This window comes from Eubacterium sp. ER2 (genome assembly GCF_000765215.1).
Classification (GTDB): Bacteria; Bacillota; Clostridia; order Lachnospirales; family Lachnospiraceae; genus Claveliimonas; species Claveliimonas intestinigallinarum.
In genome coordinates, this window is record NZ_JPJE01000027.1 from 140,098 (window position 1) to 159,204 (window position 19,107).

The 19,107-nt window shown below is 53.9% G+C and carries 15 protein-coding genes; 14 read left to right on the plus strand and 1 reads right to left on the minus strand.

All coding sequences use genetic code 11. The annotated features are described in order from the left end of the window. The 13 genes from NI21_RS0110410 to NI21_RS0110465 all read left to right on the plus strand — a co-directional run bounded on the left by NI21_RS0110410 (position 1) and on the right by NI21_RS0110465 (position 14,159). The gene (locus NI21_RS0110410; protein WP_033126143.1) at positions 1–1,425 is read left to right on the plus strand and encodes an aminotransferase class I/II-fold pyridoxal phosphate-dependent enzyme; all 1,425 of its coding nucleotides are present in this window, start codon (positions 1–3) and stop codon (positions 1,423–1,425) included. Further along, positions 1,418–2,005 carry a guanylate kinase gene (locus NI21_RS0110415; RefSeq protein WP_033126144.1) on the plus strand — a complete coding sequence of 196 codons (588 nt, stop codon included), beginning with the start codon at positions 1,418–1,420 and terminating at the stop codon, positions 2,003–2,005. Before NI21_RS0110410 ends, NI21_RS0110415 begins: the two co-directional genes overlap by 8 nt. Next, positions 1,992–2,981, plus strand: coding sequence for a DNA polymerase III subunit delta' (gene holB, locus NI21_RS0110420; RefSeq protein ID WP_033126145.1), 990 nt, complete (start codon positions 1,992–1,994; stop codon positions 2,979–2,981). Before NI21_RS0110415 ends, holB begins: the two co-directional genes overlap by 14 nt. A 5-nt stretch (positions 2,982–2,986) precedes the next feature. Next, a complete protein-coding gene (locus tag NI21_RS0110425; protein WP_033126146.1) occupies positions 2,987–3,898 on the plus strand; it encodes a stage 0 sporulation family protein in 912 nt (303 codons plus the stop codon). Beyond that, complete coding sequence (locus NI21_RS0110430; protein WP_033126147.1) at positions 3,888–4,655, plus strand: tRNA1(Val) (adenine(37)-N6)-methyltransferase; 768 nt, start codon at positions 3,888–3,890, stop codon at positions 4,653–4,655. Before NI21_RS0110425 ends, NI21_RS0110430 begins: the two co-directional genes overlap by 11 nt. A gap of 9 nt (positions 4,656–4,664) precedes the next feature. Then, complete coding sequence (rsmI, locus tag NI21_RS0110435; protein ID WP_033126148.1) at positions 4,665–5,516, plus strand: 16S rRNA (cytidine(1402)-2'-O)-methyltransferase; 852 nt, start codon at positions 4,665–4,667, stop codon at positions 5,514–5,516. Between the two features lie 169 nt (positions 5,517–5,685). Continuing rightward, positions 5,686–6,798: an ABC transporter ATP-binding protein gene (locus tag NI21_RS0110440; RefSeq protein WP_033126149.1), complete on the plus strand. Its 1,113-nt coding sequence runs from the start codon at positions 5,686–5,688 to the stop codon at positions 6,796–6,798. 197 nt (positions 6,799–6,995) lie between these two features. Further along, the gene (locus NI21_RS0110445) at positions 6,996–7,427 is read left to right on the plus strand and encodes a hypothetical protein (RefSeq protein WP_033126150.1); all 432 of its coding nucleotides are present in this window, start codon (positions 6,996–6,998) and stop codon (positions 7,425–7,427) included. Between the two features lie 85 nt (positions 7,428–7,512). Further along, positions 7,513–7,668, plus strand: coding sequence for a hypothetical protein (locus tag NI21_RS16765; RefSeq protein ID WP_156111852.1), 156 nt, complete (start codon positions 7,513–7,515; stop codon positions 7,666–7,668). Between the two features lie 4 nt (positions 7,669–7,672). Beyond that, positions 7,673–8,767, plus strand: a complete 1,095-nt coding sequence (locus NI21_RS0110450; protein WP_033126151.1) for a CdaR family transcriptional regulator — start codon at positions 7,673–7,675, stop codon at positions 8,765–8,767. 461 nt (positions 8,768–9,228) lie between these two features. Continuing rightward, the gene (locus NI21_RS0110455) at positions 9,229–11,508 is read left to right on the plus strand and encodes a hydratase (protein ID WP_033126152.1); all 2,280 of its coding nucleotides are present in this window, start codon (positions 9,229–9,231) and stop codon (positions 11,506–11,508) included. Positions 11,509–11,665: 157 nt separating this feature from the next. Beyond that, a complete protein-coding gene (locus NI21_RS0110460) occupies positions 11,666–12,148 on the plus strand; it encodes an RNA polymerase sigma factor (protein WP_033126153.1) in 483 nt (160 codons plus the stop codon). Between the two features lie 16 nt (positions 12,149–12,164). Further along, entirely contained in the window at positions 12,165–14,159 is a 1,995-nt protein-coding gene (locus tag NI21_RS0110465) for a beta-propeller domain-containing protein (RefSeq protein ID WP_033126154.1), read from the plus strand. 34 nt (positions 14,160–14,193) lie between these two features. On the opposite strand, the gene NI21_RS0110470 is transcribed toward NI21_RS0110465, so the two are convergent. Then, positions 14,194–14,754, minus strand: a complete 561-nt coding sequence (locus NI21_RS0110470; protein WP_033126155.1) for a biotin transporter BioY — start codon at positions 14,752–14,754, stop codon at positions 14,194–14,196. Positions 14,755–15,865: 1,111 nt separating this feature from the next. Between NI21_RS0110470 and NI21_RS0110475 the strand changes: the two genes are divergently transcribed. After that, positions 15,866–19,087 (plus strand): hypothetical protein, encoded by a 3,222-nt coding sequence (locus NI21_RS0110475; RefSeq protein ID WP_242842844.1) that lies wholly within the window; start codon positions 15,866–15,868, stop codon positions 19,085–19,087. Positions 19,088–19,107: the final 20 nt, after the last annotated feature.

Sequence of the window (19,107 nt, forward strand, 5' to 3'; positions counted from 1 at the left end):
ATGACTGAACTTTACGACAGACTGCAAAGATACAGGGTTTCTGACTATTACGGGTTTCACATGCCGGGGCACAAGCGGAACACAGCGCGCTTCGGCAGTGATCTTCCCTACGGGATCGACATCACTGAGATCGAGGGATTTGACGACCTCCACCACCCGGACGGGATCCTGAAGGAAGCGCAGGAGAAGGCCTCCCGGATCTACGGGACCGGCGAGACGAGATTTCTCGTGAACGGAAGCACAGCGGGGATATTAAGCGCCATCCTGGGGTGCACCCGGAAGGGAGATCAGGTGCTGGTGGGCCGGAACTGTCACAAATCCGTGTATCACGCCATCTATATGAACGAGCTGGAGCCGGTGTACCTGTACCCCGGTTTCCGACCGGATATTCAGTTGAATACAGAAATATCTGTAAGCGCAGTGAAAGCTGCGCTTAATGAACATTCCAGGGTAAAGGCGGTGATCCTGGTCTCCCCCACCTATGACGGCGTCGTCTCGGACATCCGGGGCATTGTCGGGGAGGTCCATAAGAGGGGAATTCCCCTGATCGTGGACGAGGCACACGGGGCCCACTTTGGCTTCCACCCCTATTTTCCGGAGAGCGCCCTGGGACAGGGGGCGGACGTGGTGATCCACAGTCTCCACAAGACGCTGCCGGCTCTGACCCAGACGGCCCTCCTCCACGTGGACGGGCCCTTTGCAGATCGGGAGCGGATCTTCCGCTATCTGGACATGCTCCAGTCCAGCAGCCCCTCCTATGTGCTCATGGCTGGCATCGACAGGTGTATCCATCTGCTGGGGGAGAAGAGGGAGGAGCTCTTTGGCCCCTATGTGGAGCAGCTTAAGAGGCTCAGAGAGCGGCTGAGACATCTGGAAAAGCTCTCCCTTGTACAGACAGAGCGCTACGACCGGTCCAAGGTGGTCCTGTCTGTAGGCAGGGCGGACATGACCGGAAGAGAGCTGTATCTGTGGCTTCTTAGGGATTATCATCTGCAGCTTGAGATGGCCGCCGGCTCCTACGCCTTGGCCATGACAAGCGTGGGGGATACGCAGGAGGGCTTCCGCCGGCTGGGGGACGCCCTGGAGGAGATTGACAGATCCGCGAGGGAGAGAGCGGCAGCAGTCCCCTGCCAGGCCGGCGGCCTGCCGCGGAATGAGATAGTCTGCACAAGCGCCCGGATGGAGGAGTTGGCCCGGGAGACGAGCCCTGTGAAGGGACAGGTGAAAAAAGTGCTCCTGGAGGAGAGCGAGGGACTGGTGTCCACAGAGTACGCCTACCTCTATCCGCCGGGCATTCCGCTCATCGTTCCGGGAGAGCGCATCAGCCGGGAGAGTGTGGAATTGCTGCTCACAAGCAGAAGCCAGGGATTTTCCCTGGAAGGTATGGAAGAAGAAGGAAGCATCAGGGTCTGGATAAATGGGTAAAATATACTACATAATAGGAAAAAGTTCATCAGGCAAGGACACTATTTTCAAGGAGCTCCTGTCCCGCATCCCGGAGCTGAAGCAGGTGGTGCCCTACACTACAAGGCCCCGCCGGGAGGGGGAGAAAGACGGGGTGGAGTATTTCTTCACAGACGAGAAGCGAACAGAGGAGCTGGAGCGGGCGGGCCGCATCATTGAGCTCCGGGCATACGATACAGCCTGCGGCGTGTGGAAATATTTTACAGCCGACGACGGACAGATCGATCTGGAGACGGGAAATTATCTCATGATCGGGACTTTGGAATCCTACGAAAAAATGGTACAATACTACGGGGCGGAGAACATCCTGCCCCTCTATATAGAAGTGGAGGACGGAGAGCGGCTTTCCCGGGCGCTTGCCAGGGAGAGGGAGCAGGCGCAGCCAAAGTACAAAGAGCTGTGCCGCCGTTTCCTTGCGGACGAGGAGGACTTTTCGGAGGAAAAGCTGCGCCGGCTGGGCATACAGCGCCGGTTCCGCAACGAAGATAAAGAACACTGTTTAGAAGAAATCACAGAGGTAATATACAATGGGAAGCTTTAAAGACGTAGTAGGACACAAGGACATTATCAACTATATACGCAATGCCGTGACAGAGAACAAGGTGTCACATGCCTATATCCTGAACGGGGAGAGAGGCTCCGGCAAGAAAATGCTGGCGAACCTGTTTGCCACTACGCTCTTGTGCGAGGAGCAGGGGCCGGATCCCTGCAATAAATGCCACTCCTGTCACCAGGCGGAGAGTGGGAACCATCCGGACATCATCCGGGTAACCCACGAGAAGCCGAATACCATCAGCGTGGACGACATCCGCAGGCAGGTCAACGAGGACATTCAGATCAAGCCCTACCAGGGCCCCTACAAGATCTACATTATAGCGGAGGCGGACCTGATGACCGTGCAGGCTCAGAACGCCCTTCTCAAGACCATCGAGGAGCCCCCTGCCTACGCGGTGATCTTTCTTCTCACAGAGAACGCGGAGGCCCTGCTTCCCACCATCACCTCCCGGTGCGTGATGCTGAAGCTGCGTAACATCAAGGATACCCTGATCCGCAAGTACCTCATGGAGACTATGCATGTGCCGGACTACAAGGCGGACATGTGCACAGCCTTTGCCCAGGGAAATATGGGGCGGGCGATCATGCTGGCCAGCTCGGATCACTTTAACGAGATCCGGGAGGAGGCGGTCCAGCTTCTGAAATACATCAACGAGATGGACATCAGTGAGATCACGAAGGCCATCAAGAAGATTAACACTTATAAACTCGAGATCAACGACTACCTGGACATCATCATGATATGGTACAGGGACGTGTTGCTATATAAGGCGACAAAGGATATGGACAAGGTCGTGTTCAAAGACCAGATCAGCTACATCCAGGAGCGGGCAAAGAAGAGCTCCTACGAGGGCATTGAGCTGATACTGGAGAGTCTGGAGAAGGCCAAGACACGCCTCAAGGCAAATGTAAATTTTGACCTTGTCATGGAGCTTTTGCTGCTGACGATAAAGGAGAACTGACAGATATGACAAAGGTGATTGGAGTAAGATTTCGCAGGGCGGGGAAGGTCTATTTCTTCTCCCCCGGAAAACTGGAGATCCACCATGGGGACAATGTGATCGTGGAGACCGCCAGGGGCGTGGAGTTCGGAAATGTTGTGACCGGGCCGCGAGAGGTGGAGGAGGAGAGGATCAGCCAGCCTCTCAAATCCGTCATCCGCATCGCAAACAAGGACGACTACCGCCGGGAGGAGAAGAACCGGGAGAAGGAGAAAGAGGCCTTCAGCATCTGCCAGGAGAAGATCCGCAAGCACGGGCTGGAGATGAAGCTCATCGATGCGGAGTACACATTTGACAACAATAAAGTGCTGTTCTACTTCACCGCAGACGGAAGGATCGACTTCCGGGAGCTGGTAAAGGACCTGGCCAGCGTGTTCCGCACAAGGATCGAGCTGCGCCAGATCGGCGTGCGGGACGAGACTAAGATCCGGGGAGGCATCGGCATCTGCGGCCGGGAGCTGTGCTGTCATACATACCTGACAGAGTTTGCCCCGGTGTCCATCAAGATGGCCAAGGAGCAGAATTTGTCGCTCAACCCCAGCAAGATTTCGGGCGTGTGCGGCAGGCTCATGTGCTGCCTTACCAATGAGGAACAAAACTACGAGGAGCTGAACAGCCGTCTGCCGGCGGTGGGAGACACAGTCACTACGCCGGAGAAGCTGAAAGGCGACGTGCAGGCCGTCAACGTGCTGCGCCAGCTGGTGAAGGTGGTCGTTACCCTGGACAACGATGAGAAGGAGGTCCGGGAGTACAAGGCAGCGGAGCTGCGCTTCAAGCCCCGCCGGAAGAAGAAGGACACAAAGATCTCCAGGGAGGAGATGGCGCAGCTGAAGGCACTGGAGGAGAAGAACGGAGCGTCGAAGCTGGATGACAAGTAAGAGGACAGTGGATTTAAAGCCGGGGGAACGCCTGGACGACCTGCAGATCAAGGGGTACCGGATCATCCAGTCCCCGGGCCGGTTCTGCTTTGGCATGGACGCGGTCCTGCTGTCCGCCTTCGCAAAGGTAAAAAAGGGTGAGCGGGCGCTGGATCTGGGGACCGGGACAGGCATCCTCCCCATTCTGCTGGAGGCAAAAAACGAGGGGGAGTCCTACACCGGCCTGGAGATTCAGGAGGAGAGCGCGGACATGGCCCGCCGCAGCGTCCTTGTCAACCACCTGGAGGACAGGGTCCGCATTGTCACGGGAGATATCAGAGAGGCAGCCGCCCTTTTCGGCGCCGCCTCTTTTCACGTAGTCACAGTCAACCCGCCTTACATGATCGGAGATCACGGCCTGAAAAATGCCAACGAGGCCAAGTACATTGCCCGCCACGAGGTGCTCTGCACCCTGGAGGACGTGCTAAGAGAGAGCGCCAGGCTCCTGGAAAATAAAGGCCGGTTTTATATGGTGCACCGCCCCTTCCGGCTGGCCGAGATCCTCGCCGGCATGAGCCGCCACCGGATCGAGCCGAAGCGGATGCGTCTTGTCCACCCCTACATAGACAGGGAGCCAAACATGGTGCTCCTGGAGGGAGTGAAGGACGCGAGCCCAAGGATGACCGTGGAGCCGCCCCTGGTGGTGTACAACAAAGACGGAACCTACACAGACGAGCTGTTAAAGCTGTACGGTCTGGACAGACAGGAGAAACATTAGGAGAGAAATATGGCAGGAACACTGTATCTGTGCGCCACCCCCATCGGGAACCTGGAGGATATGACCTTCCGGGCCGTGCGCACACTGAAGGAGGCAGATCTCATAGCCGCGGAGGACACCCGCAACAGCATCAAGCTGCTGAACCACTTTGAGATACGGACTCCCATGACCAGCTACCACGAATACAACAAGATTGAGAAAGGAAAGAAGCTCACAGCGCTTCTCCTGGAGGGAAAAAATATCGCCCTCATCACGGACGCCGGCACGCCGGGAATCTCGGATCCCGGGGAGGAGCTTGTGAAAATGTGCCATGAGGCGGGGATCACGGTCACAGCCGTGCCCGGAGCCGCCGCCTGCGTGACTGCCCTGACTATATCCGGGCTGCCCACAAGGCGGTTTGCCTTTGAGGCTTTCCTCCCCTCCGACAAAAAGGAGAGAAGGGACGTGCTGGAGGAGCTGAAGGACGAGACCAGGACCATTGTGATCTATGAGGCGCCCCATCGCCTCCTGCGGACGCTGGAGGAGCTTCTGGAAGCGCTGGGAGACCGGCAGGTGTCCGTCTGCCGGGAGCTGACCAAAAAGCACGAGACCGTCTATCGGTCCACCCTGGAGGAGGCCTGCGCTTACTACAAAGCCCAGGAGCCCCGGGGAGAGTGCGTTCTTGTTATCCGGGGAAAGAGCCGGGAGGAGCTGCGCCGCCAGTCCCAGAAGAAGTGGGAGGAGATGTCCCTGGAGGAGCACATGGCATACTACACGGATCAGGGCGTGGAGCGGAAAGAGGCCATGAAAAAGGTGGCAAAGGACAGAGGCGTCAGCAAGAGGGAGATTTACCAGGCGCTTCTGCAAAGAGAAGAGGAATGATCTGTCAGAATGACGGAAGAGAAGAAGGGACCGTTGGTCAAGTTGTATAGAAATCAAAAAAAAGATTGTTCAACTTGGGCATGGCGAAATCCCTTCTTTTTTTATATACTGGGTAACAGATAAAGAACGTCGGCTCCGGCCGTGCACCATTAACAGGAGGAACAAAACAATGGCAAGTTTATCATTAAAGCACATTAACAAAACATATCCTAACGGATTTGAAGCTGTAAAAGATTTCAACCTTGAGATCGAGGATAAAGAATTTATCATCTTTGTAGGACCTTCCGGATGTGGAAAATCCACCACGCTCCGTATGATCGCAGGTCTTGAGGAGATCACATCCGGCGAGCTGAAGATCGGTGACAGAGTCGTAAACGACGTTGAGCCGAAGGACCGCGATATCGCAATGGTATTCCAGAACTACGCTCTGTATCCGCATATGACAGTATATGATAACATGGCATTTGGTCTGAAACTGAGAAAAGTTCCGAAAGATCAGATCGACAAGATGGTTCGCGAGGCTGCCAAGATCCTTGACCTGGAAGCTCTTCTGGATCGTAAACCAAAGGCTCTTTCCGGTGGACAGAGACAGCGTGTTGCCATGGGACGTGCGATCGTTCGTAACCCCAAGGTATTCCTTATGGACGAGCCTCTCTCCAACCTGGATGCAAAACTTCGTGGACAGATGCGTGTTGAGATCTCCAAGCTGCACCAGAGACTGGGCACAACGATCATCTACGTAACACATGACCAGACAGAGGCTATGACACTTGGTACAAGAATCGTAGTTATGAACGCTGGTGTTGTACAGCAGGTAGATACACCGCAGACACTGTACGATTATCCTTGCAATATGTTCGTTGCTGGATTCATCGGATCTCCGCAGATGAACTTTATCGATGCTACATGCAAAGTTGAGGGAGACAAAGTTTCTCTTGTAACAGGACCTCATACAATCGCTCTTCCGCCTGCAAAAGCAAAAGCGCTCAAAGAAGGCGGCTATGATGGAAAGACAGTTGTTCTCGGTATCCGTCCTGAGGATGTTCACGATGAGCAGATGTTCATCGAAGCTTCTCCTGACACAGTGATCGAGGCCAAGATCCGTGTATACGAGATGCTCGGCGCAGAGGTTCTCCTCTACTTCGACTATGAGGGAGCAAGCATGACAGCAAGAGTTGATCCCAGAACAACAGCAAGATCCGGCGACACAGTGAAATTCGCTCTGGATGCTGAGAAGATCCATATCTTTGACAAAGAGACAGAGCTGACGATCACAAACTAGTCAGACGCTTTGAAATGAATATGTGAAAAGGAAGAGAGATGCCTGGAAGGGTGTCTCTCTTTTTTTGGTTCCCATCTGGCTGTCTGCCGCGGTATGCAACGAATTGTTAATTGTTTATCATTCTGACATAATGTATAATTGTTTTTAACATATACCTAAAAAGAGATAATGGACACACAGGGATAAAAAGAGCAACGTTGGAATGGGAATACAATAAGGCCAGGGAGGAGCTGCTGTGGAGAAACCGGAAGGAAGAGGAGGAGAAGGTTCTGCGTCAGTGGGGGATGGACGAGGAGGAGATACAGATGCTCCGGGAATACGACTGGGATATCTTCAAATCCGAGCGCCGGTTCCTGGAGCACTGGGCTCCCTGGGAGGACTATGAGGCGGAAGGATGGATGCGGGATTACAGGAGAGCTGTCATGAAGTATTTTGATATGGAGGACAGCCGATTTTTCTCAGAGAGGACAGAGCGTGTTCTTAAAGGCCTGGACCAGGTCGGAAAAGAAATCCTGTATTTGAAAATAAACGGTTATGAGACGAGAGAGATTTCTGCTATAATAGGTATTACAGAAAAAGCCATATACCGGAGAATGGACCGGATCAAAGAAAAATTGAAAAAAATCTGACGCCAGAGGGGAAAATCGACACTGTTCGACGGCTATATAATGTAGGATGGTTTCGAAGGTGAGGAGAAAGTGGAGGGAGATTAGCATGAAGAAAATCCTTTTGTACCTTACCCTGATTCTGCTGCCTGTGGCAGGCGGACTCTTTCTGGCTGAGAGATTTCAGACAGATCTGGAAATCAGCGTATTTGACTGCCAGATGAAAGAATGGAAAAGACGGGAGCAGAGCCCGGAAAGGATGTGACAAGTTGCTGCCAAATCAGACGATACAGAAACTGATACAGGAGATCAAGAGAATATCAGGCTTTGACTGTTCCATATGGAATGAAAAGGCAGAGTGCCTGGCCATGACAAACGTAAAAGCGCGGCCCCGGCAGGCAGATGTGGAGGAACTGATCCAACAATATAACAGCCAGGGGAAGGAGGAGTCCACAGGAGAGGAGAGCCTGTTCCTGCTGGAAAACGCAGAGCATTTCTACGTACTGGCTGTGGCCGGGACAGACGACAAAGCAGTGATGGCGGGGCGCTTCGGCCTCAGCCATCTGGAGAGCCTGGCCTCCATGAATCGCAATAAAATGGACAAGAATCGGTTTATCCAGAGCCTTCTTCTGGACAATCTCCTCCTGGTGGACATCTACAACCAGGCCAAGAGACTGAAGATCCCGGTGCTGCAGCGGAGGGTCGTGTTCCTGGTTGAGCCCAAAAACGCGGACGACAACCTGGTGCTGGAGACACTGAAGGGCCTTTTTTCCATCGGCATCAAGGACTTTGCCACCTCTGTCGAGGAGAGGCATATTATCCTTGTGAAGGCCCTGGAGCCCACAGAGGACTACGAGGATATCCAGCACATGGCGGATGTCATCGTGGATACCCTGGGCATGGAGGCCATGGTCGGTGTCCGGGTCTCCTACGGCACCATTGTGGAGGAGCTCAAGGACGTGTCCCGCTCCTACAAGGAGGCGGATATGGCCATGGAGGTGGGGCGCATCTTCTACTCCCAGCGGCGCGTGCTGTCCTACAGAGTGCTGGGCATAGGCCGGCTCATACACCAGCTTCCGGCTTCCCTGTGCGAGATGTTCCTGGACGAGGTCTTCGAGGGGAACGCCATGGAGAGCTTTGAGGAGGAGGAGCTGGCGGCGGTCTACACCTTCTTCGAGAATAACCTGAACATCTCGGAGACGGCGAGAAAGCTGTATGTGCACCGGAATACCCTGGTGTATCGTCTTGAGAAGATCCAGAAAAAGACAGGTCTGGACGTCCGGGTGTTTGAGGACGCCATGACATTTAAGATTGCCCTGATGGTGGAAAAGCACATGAGGGCGATGAAGGAGAAGGAAAGCTGAAACGCTGCAAAGAGACAGCCGGCCAAAACGGACGCGGACCCTGCCCGGAAGGAGGCTGATCCACTTGTGTTTGAGGTGTTGAAACTGTCATTTTAGTGTGATATAGTAGACATAGAAAAGGAACAACCGCCCACAAAGTGGTTAGTCTCCAAGATGTGGCATAAGCCTACCTGACCGCCAAGTACAAGGTAGGCTTATTTATTTTCGCTTATATGTATCCATCTGCACCACCTCCCCTCTGCTTTATGAGTATAGGGAGGCTACCACTTTGTATCACAGTTGTTCCGTATGCAGAGTATAACATAATGAAAGTTTGCAATATTTTCGTTATAGTTAACCAGATTTCTTTATAACCTTCACGCGTATCGCATATATATCCACCCGTTTAAATTGACTTTTCCCCGGAACCGGGATAAAATAAACTGACGAAGTAAAATTAAAAACAGGAGGAATATGGAAAGATGATAAAGCTCTACGACAAAGGCGTTTATCTTGTGAACGGCACAGAGATCATGGAAGATGCGGCCGAAGTGCAGCAGAAGACCGGCCGGTCTGTGACACAGGAAGAAGCAGCAGCGCAGACAATGGCATACAATATACTGAAGGATCACAACACCTCCGGCAATATGGAGCGCCTTCAGATCAAATTCGATAAACTCACATCCCACGACATCACTTTTGTGGGTATTATCCAGACAGCCCGGGCTTCAGGACTGGAGAAATTCCCGGTTCCCTACGTGCTGACCAACTGCCACAACTCCCTGTGCGCGGTGGGCGGGACCATCAACGAGGATGACCACATGTTCGGCCTCACATGCGCCAAGAAGTACGGTGGCGTGTATGTGCCCCCTCACCAGGCGGTCATCCACCAGTTTGCAAGGGAAATGCTGGCCGGCGGCGGAAAGATGATCCTTGGCTCTGACAGCCACACCCGCTACGGCGCCCTGGGAACCATGGCCATGGGCGAGGGCGGACCGGAGCTTGTAAAGCAGCTTCTGGGCAAGACCTACGACATTAAGATGCCGGGCGTCATCGGCATTTACCTGGACGGAGAGCCCATCAAGGGCGTCGGCCCCCAGGACGTGGCTCTGGCCATCATCGGCGCTACTTTTGCCAACGGCTATGTGAACAACAAGGTAATGGAGTTTGTGGGTCCCGGCGTGGACAAGCTGAGCGCGGACTTCCGTATCGGCATCGACGTCATGACCACTGAGACCACCTGCCTGTCCTCCATCTGGAAGACGGATGAGACTATCCGCGAGTTCTTTGAGATCCACGGACGGCCGGAGGACTATAGAGAGCTTCAGCCAGGAGCAGTGACCTACTACGACGGCATGGTGTACGTGAACCTGAGCGAGATCCGCCCCATGATCGCCATGCCTTTCCATCCCTCTAACGTATATACCATTGACGAAGTCAATGCAAACTTAAAGGACGTGCTCCACGATGTAGAGCAGAAGGCCCTGGTGAGCCTGGACGGCGTGGTGGACTACTCTCTCCAGAGCAAGATCGTGGACGGAAAGCTCTACGTGGACCAGGGCATCATCGCCGGATGCGCGGGCGGAGGATTTGAAAATATCTGCGCCGCAGCGGACATCATCCGCGGAAAATACATCGGCGCGGACGAGTTCACCTTCAGCGTTTACCCGGCCAGCACGCCCATCTACATGGAGCTTGTGAAGAACGGCGCGGTGGCAGACCTGATGGAGGCGGGAACCATCGTGAAGACTGCCTTCTGCGGACCTTGCTTTGGCGCGGGAGACACGCCGGCCAACAACGCCTTCTCCATCCGCCACTCCACAAGGAACTTCCCCAACAGGGAGGGCTCCAAGCTGCAGAGCGGACAGATCGCTTCCGTGGCCCTCATGGACGCCCGCTCCATCGCAGCCACAGCGGCAAACAAGGGCTTCCTGACACCGGCCACAGCCATGGATGTGGAGTACAGAGGACCCAAGTATCATTTTGACAAAAATATTTACGCGAACCGCGTGTTTGACAGCCACGGCGTGGCAGACCCCTCTGTGGAGATCAAGTTTGGCCCCAACATCAAGGACTGGCCGGAAATGCCGGCTCTCCCGGAGAACCTGATCCTGAAGGTGGTTTCCGAGATCCACGATCCGGTCACCACTACAGACGAGCTGATCCCCTCCGGAGAGACATCCTCCTACCGCTCCAACCCCCTGGGGCTGGCGGAGTTTGCCCTCTCAAGGAAGGATCCCGCCTATGTAGGACGGGCCAAGGAAGTCCAGAAGGCCCAGAAGGCCATCGAGGCCGGAGAGTGTCCGCTTAATGCCCTGGAGGAGTTAAAGCCTGTCATGGCAAAGATCCAGGAGACCTACCCGGAGGTGGGCAAGGGCAATATCGGCGTTGGAAGCACCATTTTCGCGGTGAAGCCGGGAGACGGCTCCGCCAGGGAGCAGGCCGCGTCCTGCCAGAAGGTGCTGGGCGGCTGGGCGAATATCGCCATCGAGTACGCCACAAAGAGATACCGCTCCAACCTGATCAACTGGGGCATGCTCCCCTTCCTCACCAAGGAAGACCATGAGCACCTGAGCTTTAAGAACGGCGATTACATTTTCGTTCCGGACATCCGCAGGGCTGTGGAGGAGAAGGACGATGTGATCAAGGCCTACCTGGTGGGTGACAGCTTAAAAGAGCTGGAGTTTACTATGGGCGACCTGACAGATACAGAGAGAGAGATCATCCTGAAGGGATGCCTCATCAACTACTACAGAGGATAAGAGCTGGAACACAGGCAGCTCCGTGTCAGACAAAAAAATCTGGCCGGGGCTGCCTGTTATTTTACAGAAAAAAATATTTTCCATGCAACAAAAAGGCCTGCCCAAAGACTCTAATCTATATAAGAAGCAGACAGGCAGATACGAGGGAGGAAATACTATGAAGTGTGATGCAGAAGGCTTTGCTGCCCTGTACAGCACTGTGTACACAGACATGTACCGTTTCGCACTCTGCATGATGAAGAGCTCTCACGACGCGGAGGACGCCGTCAGCGAGGCGGTGATACAGGCCTATGAGCACATCGGTTCCCTGCGCAGCGAGGAGTCCTTTAAGAGCTGGATTTTTACAATTCTGGCAAACACGTGCAGAAAGAAATGGCGGCAGCAGGAAAGAGACCAGAAAAAGGCGGAATTGTCCTTTTTCTCGGGAGAGGATGAGAGCGCCCCGGACTGGGACCAGGCCGTGGACGTGAGAAATGCCTTCGCCATCCTGGCGGAGGAGGAGCAGCTCATCGTGGGACTGTCGGTTTTCGGCGGATACACAAGCGGGGAGATCGGGGAGCTTCTGGAGAAGAGCCCTTCCACCGTGCGCTCAAAGATGAGCAGGGCTCTGGCAAAAATGAGTCTGATACTGAAGGAGTAGGAAAGGAGAGATCTGCATGGAAAAGAAAGAACAGGAAATGCTTGAAAAGATACGGTCTGCCTCAGAAGAGCTCCGGGTACCGGAGTCGCTGGAGCCTGCGCGCGTGAGAGAGCAGCTGGAAAAGCACGACAGGGAAAAGCAAGCAGGCAGGAGCAGGAAGCAGGGAAAGGCCGGTCGGTTCCTGCGCTCGGTCCGAGGCCGGCAGGTGACGGCGCTGGCGGCGGGGCTGGCTTTGGTGTGCCTGGCGGGAGCTGCCTACACCCTCAGCGTCCGAGACAGCGGCGGAGCGGGAGAGGCAGACTCCGAAGCAGCCTCCGGGGCTGCGGCTTCCGGGAGCGGACAAAGCTCCGGGAAAACAGGGGAGGGAGAGCTGCGGGCAGCAGGCAGCTACGATGATGTCTACGCTTATCTGGAGGAGTATCAGGAGAAGCAGGAAGAAATAGAAGAGCCCTCCGGCATCTGGGGAGGCGCGCGGCTTGAGTCTGCGTCGGGAGGTGCGACGTCCTCCTCTTCCGGAGTGGCGGAGAGATCCCAGGCGGACAGCGCCTCTGCCGCGGCAGACAGCAGCGCGGACTCCTACAGCGGCAGCTACTCTGACACCAACGTCCGCCAGGCCGGTGTGGATGAGGGGGACGTGGTGAAGACTGACGGCCGCTATATCTACACTCTCACAGATGAGGGGGAAATCACCATCGTGGACACGGAGGGCGGAATGAAAGAGGCCGGCGTGATCAGCGAGGACAGACAGATTCTGGAGTTCTACGTGGCGGATACAAGGCTTATGCTCCTGGCGGGCGCTGTGAATGATATGGGGGAGTATACGGACGGGACGGCCCTTGTCACCTACGATATCTCTGACCGAACGGAGCCCAGGAAGCTGGGGGAGGTGACCCAGAGCGGAAGCTACCGGTCCTCCCGCATGGTGGGGGATTACGTGTACGTGTTTACCACCTTTTACGCGGATATGTTCGCGGCACAGGAGGCCAGAGAGTCCTACGTTCCCCAGGCGGGCGGCGGCCTGATCCAGGAGAGCTCCATTTACCTGCCTGAGACAGACAGCCCCAGCCAGTATCTGGTCATGACGTCCACGGATATAAAGGCTCCGGACAGAATTGCTGACAGCAAGGCTCTCTTTGCGGGATACGGGGAGCTGTACGTGAGCAACGAAAACATTTACTGGTATGAAAACACATCCGAACACAACGGATTTAGCTGGGAGTACAGTACCCTCATCCGTAAAATTTCTTATAAAGAGGGCAGGCTGGAGGCTGTGGCCAAGGGTTCTGTGCCGGGCACCATAGACGACTCATTTTCCATAGACGAGTATGAGGGAAATCTACGGGTGGTGACTACGGATGAGAGCGCCAACGGGCTCTATATACTGGACCCGGACCTGAAAGAGATAGGGCGCCTCGACAATCTGGCAAAGGGGGAGCAGGTCTACTCCGCCCGGCTGATGGGGGACACCGGGTATTTTGTCACCTTCCGTAACACGGATCCCCTCTTCTCGGCAGACCTGTCAGATCCGGAAAACCCACAGATTCTGGGAGAACTGAAGATCCCTGGCTTCTCGGAGTATCTTCACCCCTACGGAGAAGGGCGGCTCCTTGGAATCGGCATGGACGCGGACGAGGAGACAGGGGCAACGGGAGGTGTGAAGCTGAGCATGTTCAATGTCAGCGACCCTGCTGACGTGAAGGAGGAGCACACGCTGATCCTGGAAAATGTCTACAGCGCCGATGTGCTCTACGACTACAGGGCAGCTCTCATAGATACGGACAGGAACATCATCGGCTTTTCCGCCTACAAGGGAGCCCAGGAAAAATACTACCTGTTCTCCTATGACCCGGACAAAGGATTTACCTGCCTCCTGGAGGAGCAGGTCAACGGGAGCAGTCAGAGAGCGGGCAGAGGCCTCTATATAGAAAATGTGCTCTACGTGGTCAAGGGAAATATCATTGAGTCCTACGGGATGGATGATTTTAAGAAGACAGGAGACATTATCCTGTAGAGAGAAAGAAAAAGAGGGTGCGCAGGCCCGAAGGTCAGCGCACTCTCTTTTTCAGGACAGGTCCAAGGATCACCGTGAGGGCGATTTTGACCGCATCCCCCGGCAGATAGGGGATGACGCCGATGAGAAGACCTTCCATGACGCCCAGGTTCATCTGCACGCACAGCCATGCCGTGCCGAAGGCGTAGGTCACAGCCATGCCGAGCACAAGTCCGGCCACGCAGGCGCTCCGCCTCCAGTGGAAATGCTCGGCGATCAGTCCTCCGATTACAGTGAGGAAGATAAAGCCGATCAGGTAGCCGCCGGTGGGACCTGCGAATTTCCCTACGCCCCCCGAAAAGCCGGAGAAAACGGGGAGGCCGCACAGGCCCAGAAGCAGATAGATGATGCAGCTGGCCGTGGCCTTCTTCCAACCCAGCAGAAAAATGGAAAATCCCAGCACAAGATTGGTCAGCGTCAGCGGCACCGGGCTGAGCGGGATGGGGATGGACAGAGGTGCCAGTATACATGTGACAGCGGTCATAAGGGCGATGAGCACCAGACTCTGGGTGGAGAACCGGGAGCTGGATGAAGCCTTTTCGTTCGTTATGGACATAGATGTGATCCTCCTTCTGCTGCGACAAAAGGCAGCGCTGTGTTAAAAGCTGATTGCAGTATATAATAAAAACCGACCGATTGTCAACTTAAAAATAAATAGTAGTTAACAATTATATGTCGGAGAAATTAAAAATATCAGAATTATTTATTGCAATAAGAAAATTATAAATTAATTTAAATGAATAAAACAAATAGTGTTGACAAATCAAAGCCCCGGTGCTATTATATAGTCAATCCAAAAGAAATCCATTCCGAAACAAAGCTTCTGACGAGAAAGGAAGCTTTAAAAACAAAAAGGAAGGGTTTCAAAGCATAAATATTATATATTTCATATGTCGGTGAGATATATAGTATTTACCGGGAAATCAAAAGGAAGGAGGCTTAATCCATTGGACAATTCAGAATTTCATTTTCCATATGTCGGTGGTATGGCAGCAGATAGTTCCCAGAGAGTAAGCCTTTATAATAGAGGGACCGATAAAGTTTTATAAGGAAAGTTGATCGGAGAGTACAAAATATCGGTACAAAAAATAATCGATAAAGCTGCAGACATATCGGAACAGATACCACATATAGTTCAAAGATATTAGAGGATGCGTAAAGAAGCATCGAATAATATATCAGAATTTATATCAGGGAGCTGTGTAAAATATAAGTTATAGAAGGAATAGCTCAATATGGTTACAGACAAAGTTATCGTAATAAGGGATGAGGCTGTAACAGCAACGGCTATAGATATTATAATAACTGAGGATATATTTTATACAGATGATTATGAGGGCGATATAAATAAGTGATTTTGGAGATTTTGATCCGGACTTTGAGTTATAAATGTTCGAAGAGAAAGAGCAAAGGCGGGAACTTGATAAAATCGACATTCTATCCTCCGAGATAATATAAAATATGATAAAATTTAATAAAAGATAGCCACTATGACCAATAAAATGATCGTAGTGGCTATTTTTGTGATATATTTTGACATTGACTACCCTGTATGATACACTAAAAGAGTTAAAATATATACATTGTTATATAGAAACATATTTGTTGAGGTGAGAATATTGGATAAATACGAATATCGGGTTAAAACAGAGCAGATGCTTGAATACATGGAAAAAAAGCAGTACAAGAAAGCCATGGAGATCGCTGACACGATCGACTGGCGCCGTGTGAAAAACGCGTCCATGCTCAACAATGTAAGCGAGATTTATGAATATAACGGGGAGTATCAGAAGAGCAGGGATGTGCTGTTTATGGCCTATGACAGGGCTCCGGGGAGCAGGAAGACTGTCTACAGGCTGGGAACACTTGCTTTGAAGATCAATGACACAGATGAGGCTTCGGACTGCTATGAAGAGTTTGTCAGACTGGCGCCGAAGGACCCCAATCAGTTCATCTTAAAATATAAAATACTGAAGGCGCGCCGTGCGCCCCTGTCTGAGCAGATCGAGGCACTGGAGGATTTCAAAAAAGCGGAGTATGTGGAGAAATGGGCCTATGAGCTGGCAAAGCTCTACCATGAGGCCGGCATGACCGCAGAGTGCCTGGAGGAGTGTGATGATCTCATCCTCTGGTTCAGTGAAGGAAAATATGTCTATCAGGCCATGGAGCTGAAGATGAAATACAAGCCTCTGACTCCTCTGCAGCAGGAGAAGTACGACAGCATGAGAGGCGCGTCCACACACGCCGCTCACAGAGACAGGCTGGCTGAGGAGGAAGCGCCTGTGGAGGAGCAGGAAGAGACTGCGGCCCAGGAGGCCCCGGAAGCCGGGACAGGCATGGAGGACGCAGTGGAGACAGTCCAGGAGGAGCCTTCCCGGAACCCATCTGAGCAGAGAACTCCCGAGACACCCGGCACCATCGACGCGGAGACAAGAGAGATCCGGCTGGATGAACTCCGGGCAGCGAGAGAGCAGGCCGCGCAGGCGGACGCCGCTTCTGAAGAGGAGACGACCGAGGCGGAGGAGCCGAGGAAAAAACGCAGGAAAGTGAAGGAGGAGTCTCCTATCCGTAAGACAGTCAAGGGCGCTACCCTGGCTGAAGCTCTGGCCAACGGCGTCAAGGTCGCCAGCGGCATGGACATAGAGGACATTGAGAAGAAGGCCAGCCCCAAGCGGGACGAGGATATGCGCATCACGGGCCAGATGAAGATTGAGGAGATCCTGGCGGCCTGGGAGGCAAAGCAGAAGGATAATGCCGAGGCCATCGAGGCCCAGAAGAAACGGGATGAAGAGAAGCTTGCCGAGAAGAAGCGGGAGGCGCAGCGCCGCCGCGAGGAGGAGGCAAGAAGGATAGAGGAGCAGCAGAGAGCCGCTGAGGAGGCAAGAAGGATCGCCGAGCAGAAGGCGGCTGAGGAGGCCAGAAGGTTGGCTGAGGAGCAGGCTGAGCAGGAGCGGATTCTGGCAAAGCAGAAAGCCGACGAGGAGAAGCGCCTCGCCCGCCAGAAGGCGGAAGAGGAGGAAGCCCTTCTGGACCGCATCGCTTCCGGACAGGTGACAGCCGAGCTGAAGGAGGCTGTGAAGAACGCTGTTCCCCAGGAGGAGGCAGAGGAACCTGCTGAGGAAGAGACAGTTGAGTCAGAGCTGGAGACAGAGATGACCGGCGGCATCGTGGAGACCGAGGAGGCCGATTACGAGGAAGCCGATTATGAGGAGGCGCCTTTAGAGGAGACCCGGGAGCCGGAGCAGGAAGAGGCCGATTATGAGGAGTCGGACTATGAGGACGAAGACGACTATGAAGAGGAGCCAGCGGAGCCTGCAGCCGGGGCTGCGGATTTTGAGGAGCCCGCGGATGAGCCGGAGGATCTTGATGAGCCTGCAGGGAAGTCTGATACTGAGCCGGAGGAGAAGGAGGATAATCCTGTCACCGGCATGACAGCCGACCTGCGACAGCTCATGGAAGAACTGGAGGCTGAGGAGAGACAGTCCCGCAGAAAGGATGAGCCGGCAGATTTTGACGATGAATTCCAGGCAGCCTTTGCGGAGGAGTCCTACGAGGATGCGGATCTGGAAGACGAGGATGATTACGACGAGGCAGACTTCGAGGATGAAGACGACTATGAAGAGGAGTCGGCGGAGCCTGCGGATGAGGCCGGCAGCTATGAGGAAGATGACTATGACGAGGCCGATTACGAGGAAGATGATTACGACGAGGCTGGCTATGACGAAGATGACTATGACGAGGATGACTACGAGGAAGCCGGCTATGATGAGGACGACTATGACGAGGATGATCTTGTAGACGACTATGAGGACTACGACGACATAGACGATGAGGATTACGATGACGGCTTCTTCGACGAGGATGAAGAGGAGGAGCCGGAGGAAGAGGAAGGAATTCCCGCGGAGCCTGAGCACAAGCTGACAAGAAAAGAGAAGAGGGCCCAGAAGAAGGCGGAGAAAGAGGCCGCCAAGCAGGCGAGAAAGACAGAGGAGCTTGTCATCGAGGAGCCCACTGAGGAGGAGATCCAGAGAAGGATCCAGAAGGGAAAGGGCGGCGTGCCCTTTGACACTGGATTTGTGGTGACTGGACGTTACGACCTGAGCGCTACCAGCGAGATCGGTCTGAAGGCCGGACTCACGGAGGAGCAGAAGCAGCTCTTCTCCTACTTCGTTCCTGTCCGGGGCATGAGCGAGCAGATCGTGGAGGTACTGGACAATGACCGGAGAGAGAGGAGAGGCGGCACATCCCGCACCGGCAACATTCTGGTCATCGGCCACAAGGGATCCGGAAAGACAGTCCTCGCTGTGGACATGGTGAAGGCCATCCAGAAGCAGAGGAACCTGAAGCAGGGCAAGGTGGCTATCGTGACTGGCGAGTCCCTGAACAAGAAGGATATCCCCAACATCATCCAGAAGCTGCGGGGCGGCGCTATCATCATCGAGAAGGCAGGAAAGCTCAACGCAAGGACAGTCCGGGAGCTGAATATCCTGATGGAGAAGAAGACCGGAGAACTGCTCTTTGTCCTGGAGGATCAGAAGAAAGCGCTGGAGAGACTGTTTACAGCCAATCCGGAATTCAAGAAGAAATTTACATCCAGGCTGGAGCTTCCGGTATTTATCAACGACGAGCTGGTTACCTTCGGGCAGACCTACGCCAAGGAGAACGGCTACAAGCTGGATGAGATGGGTATCCTGGCCCTCTACAGCAGGATCGATGTGATGCAGAGAGAGGATCACGCCGTTTCTGTAGCTGAGGTGAAGGAGATCATGGATGCGGCTATTGACCACTCCCAGAAGGCAAATGTCAAGCATCTCGCCCGTCGGATGTTCCGGAAGGGGACAGACGAGTCAGATCGTATTATCCTGAAGGAAGACGATTTCAAGATCTAAAAACTGTATAAAATGTATAA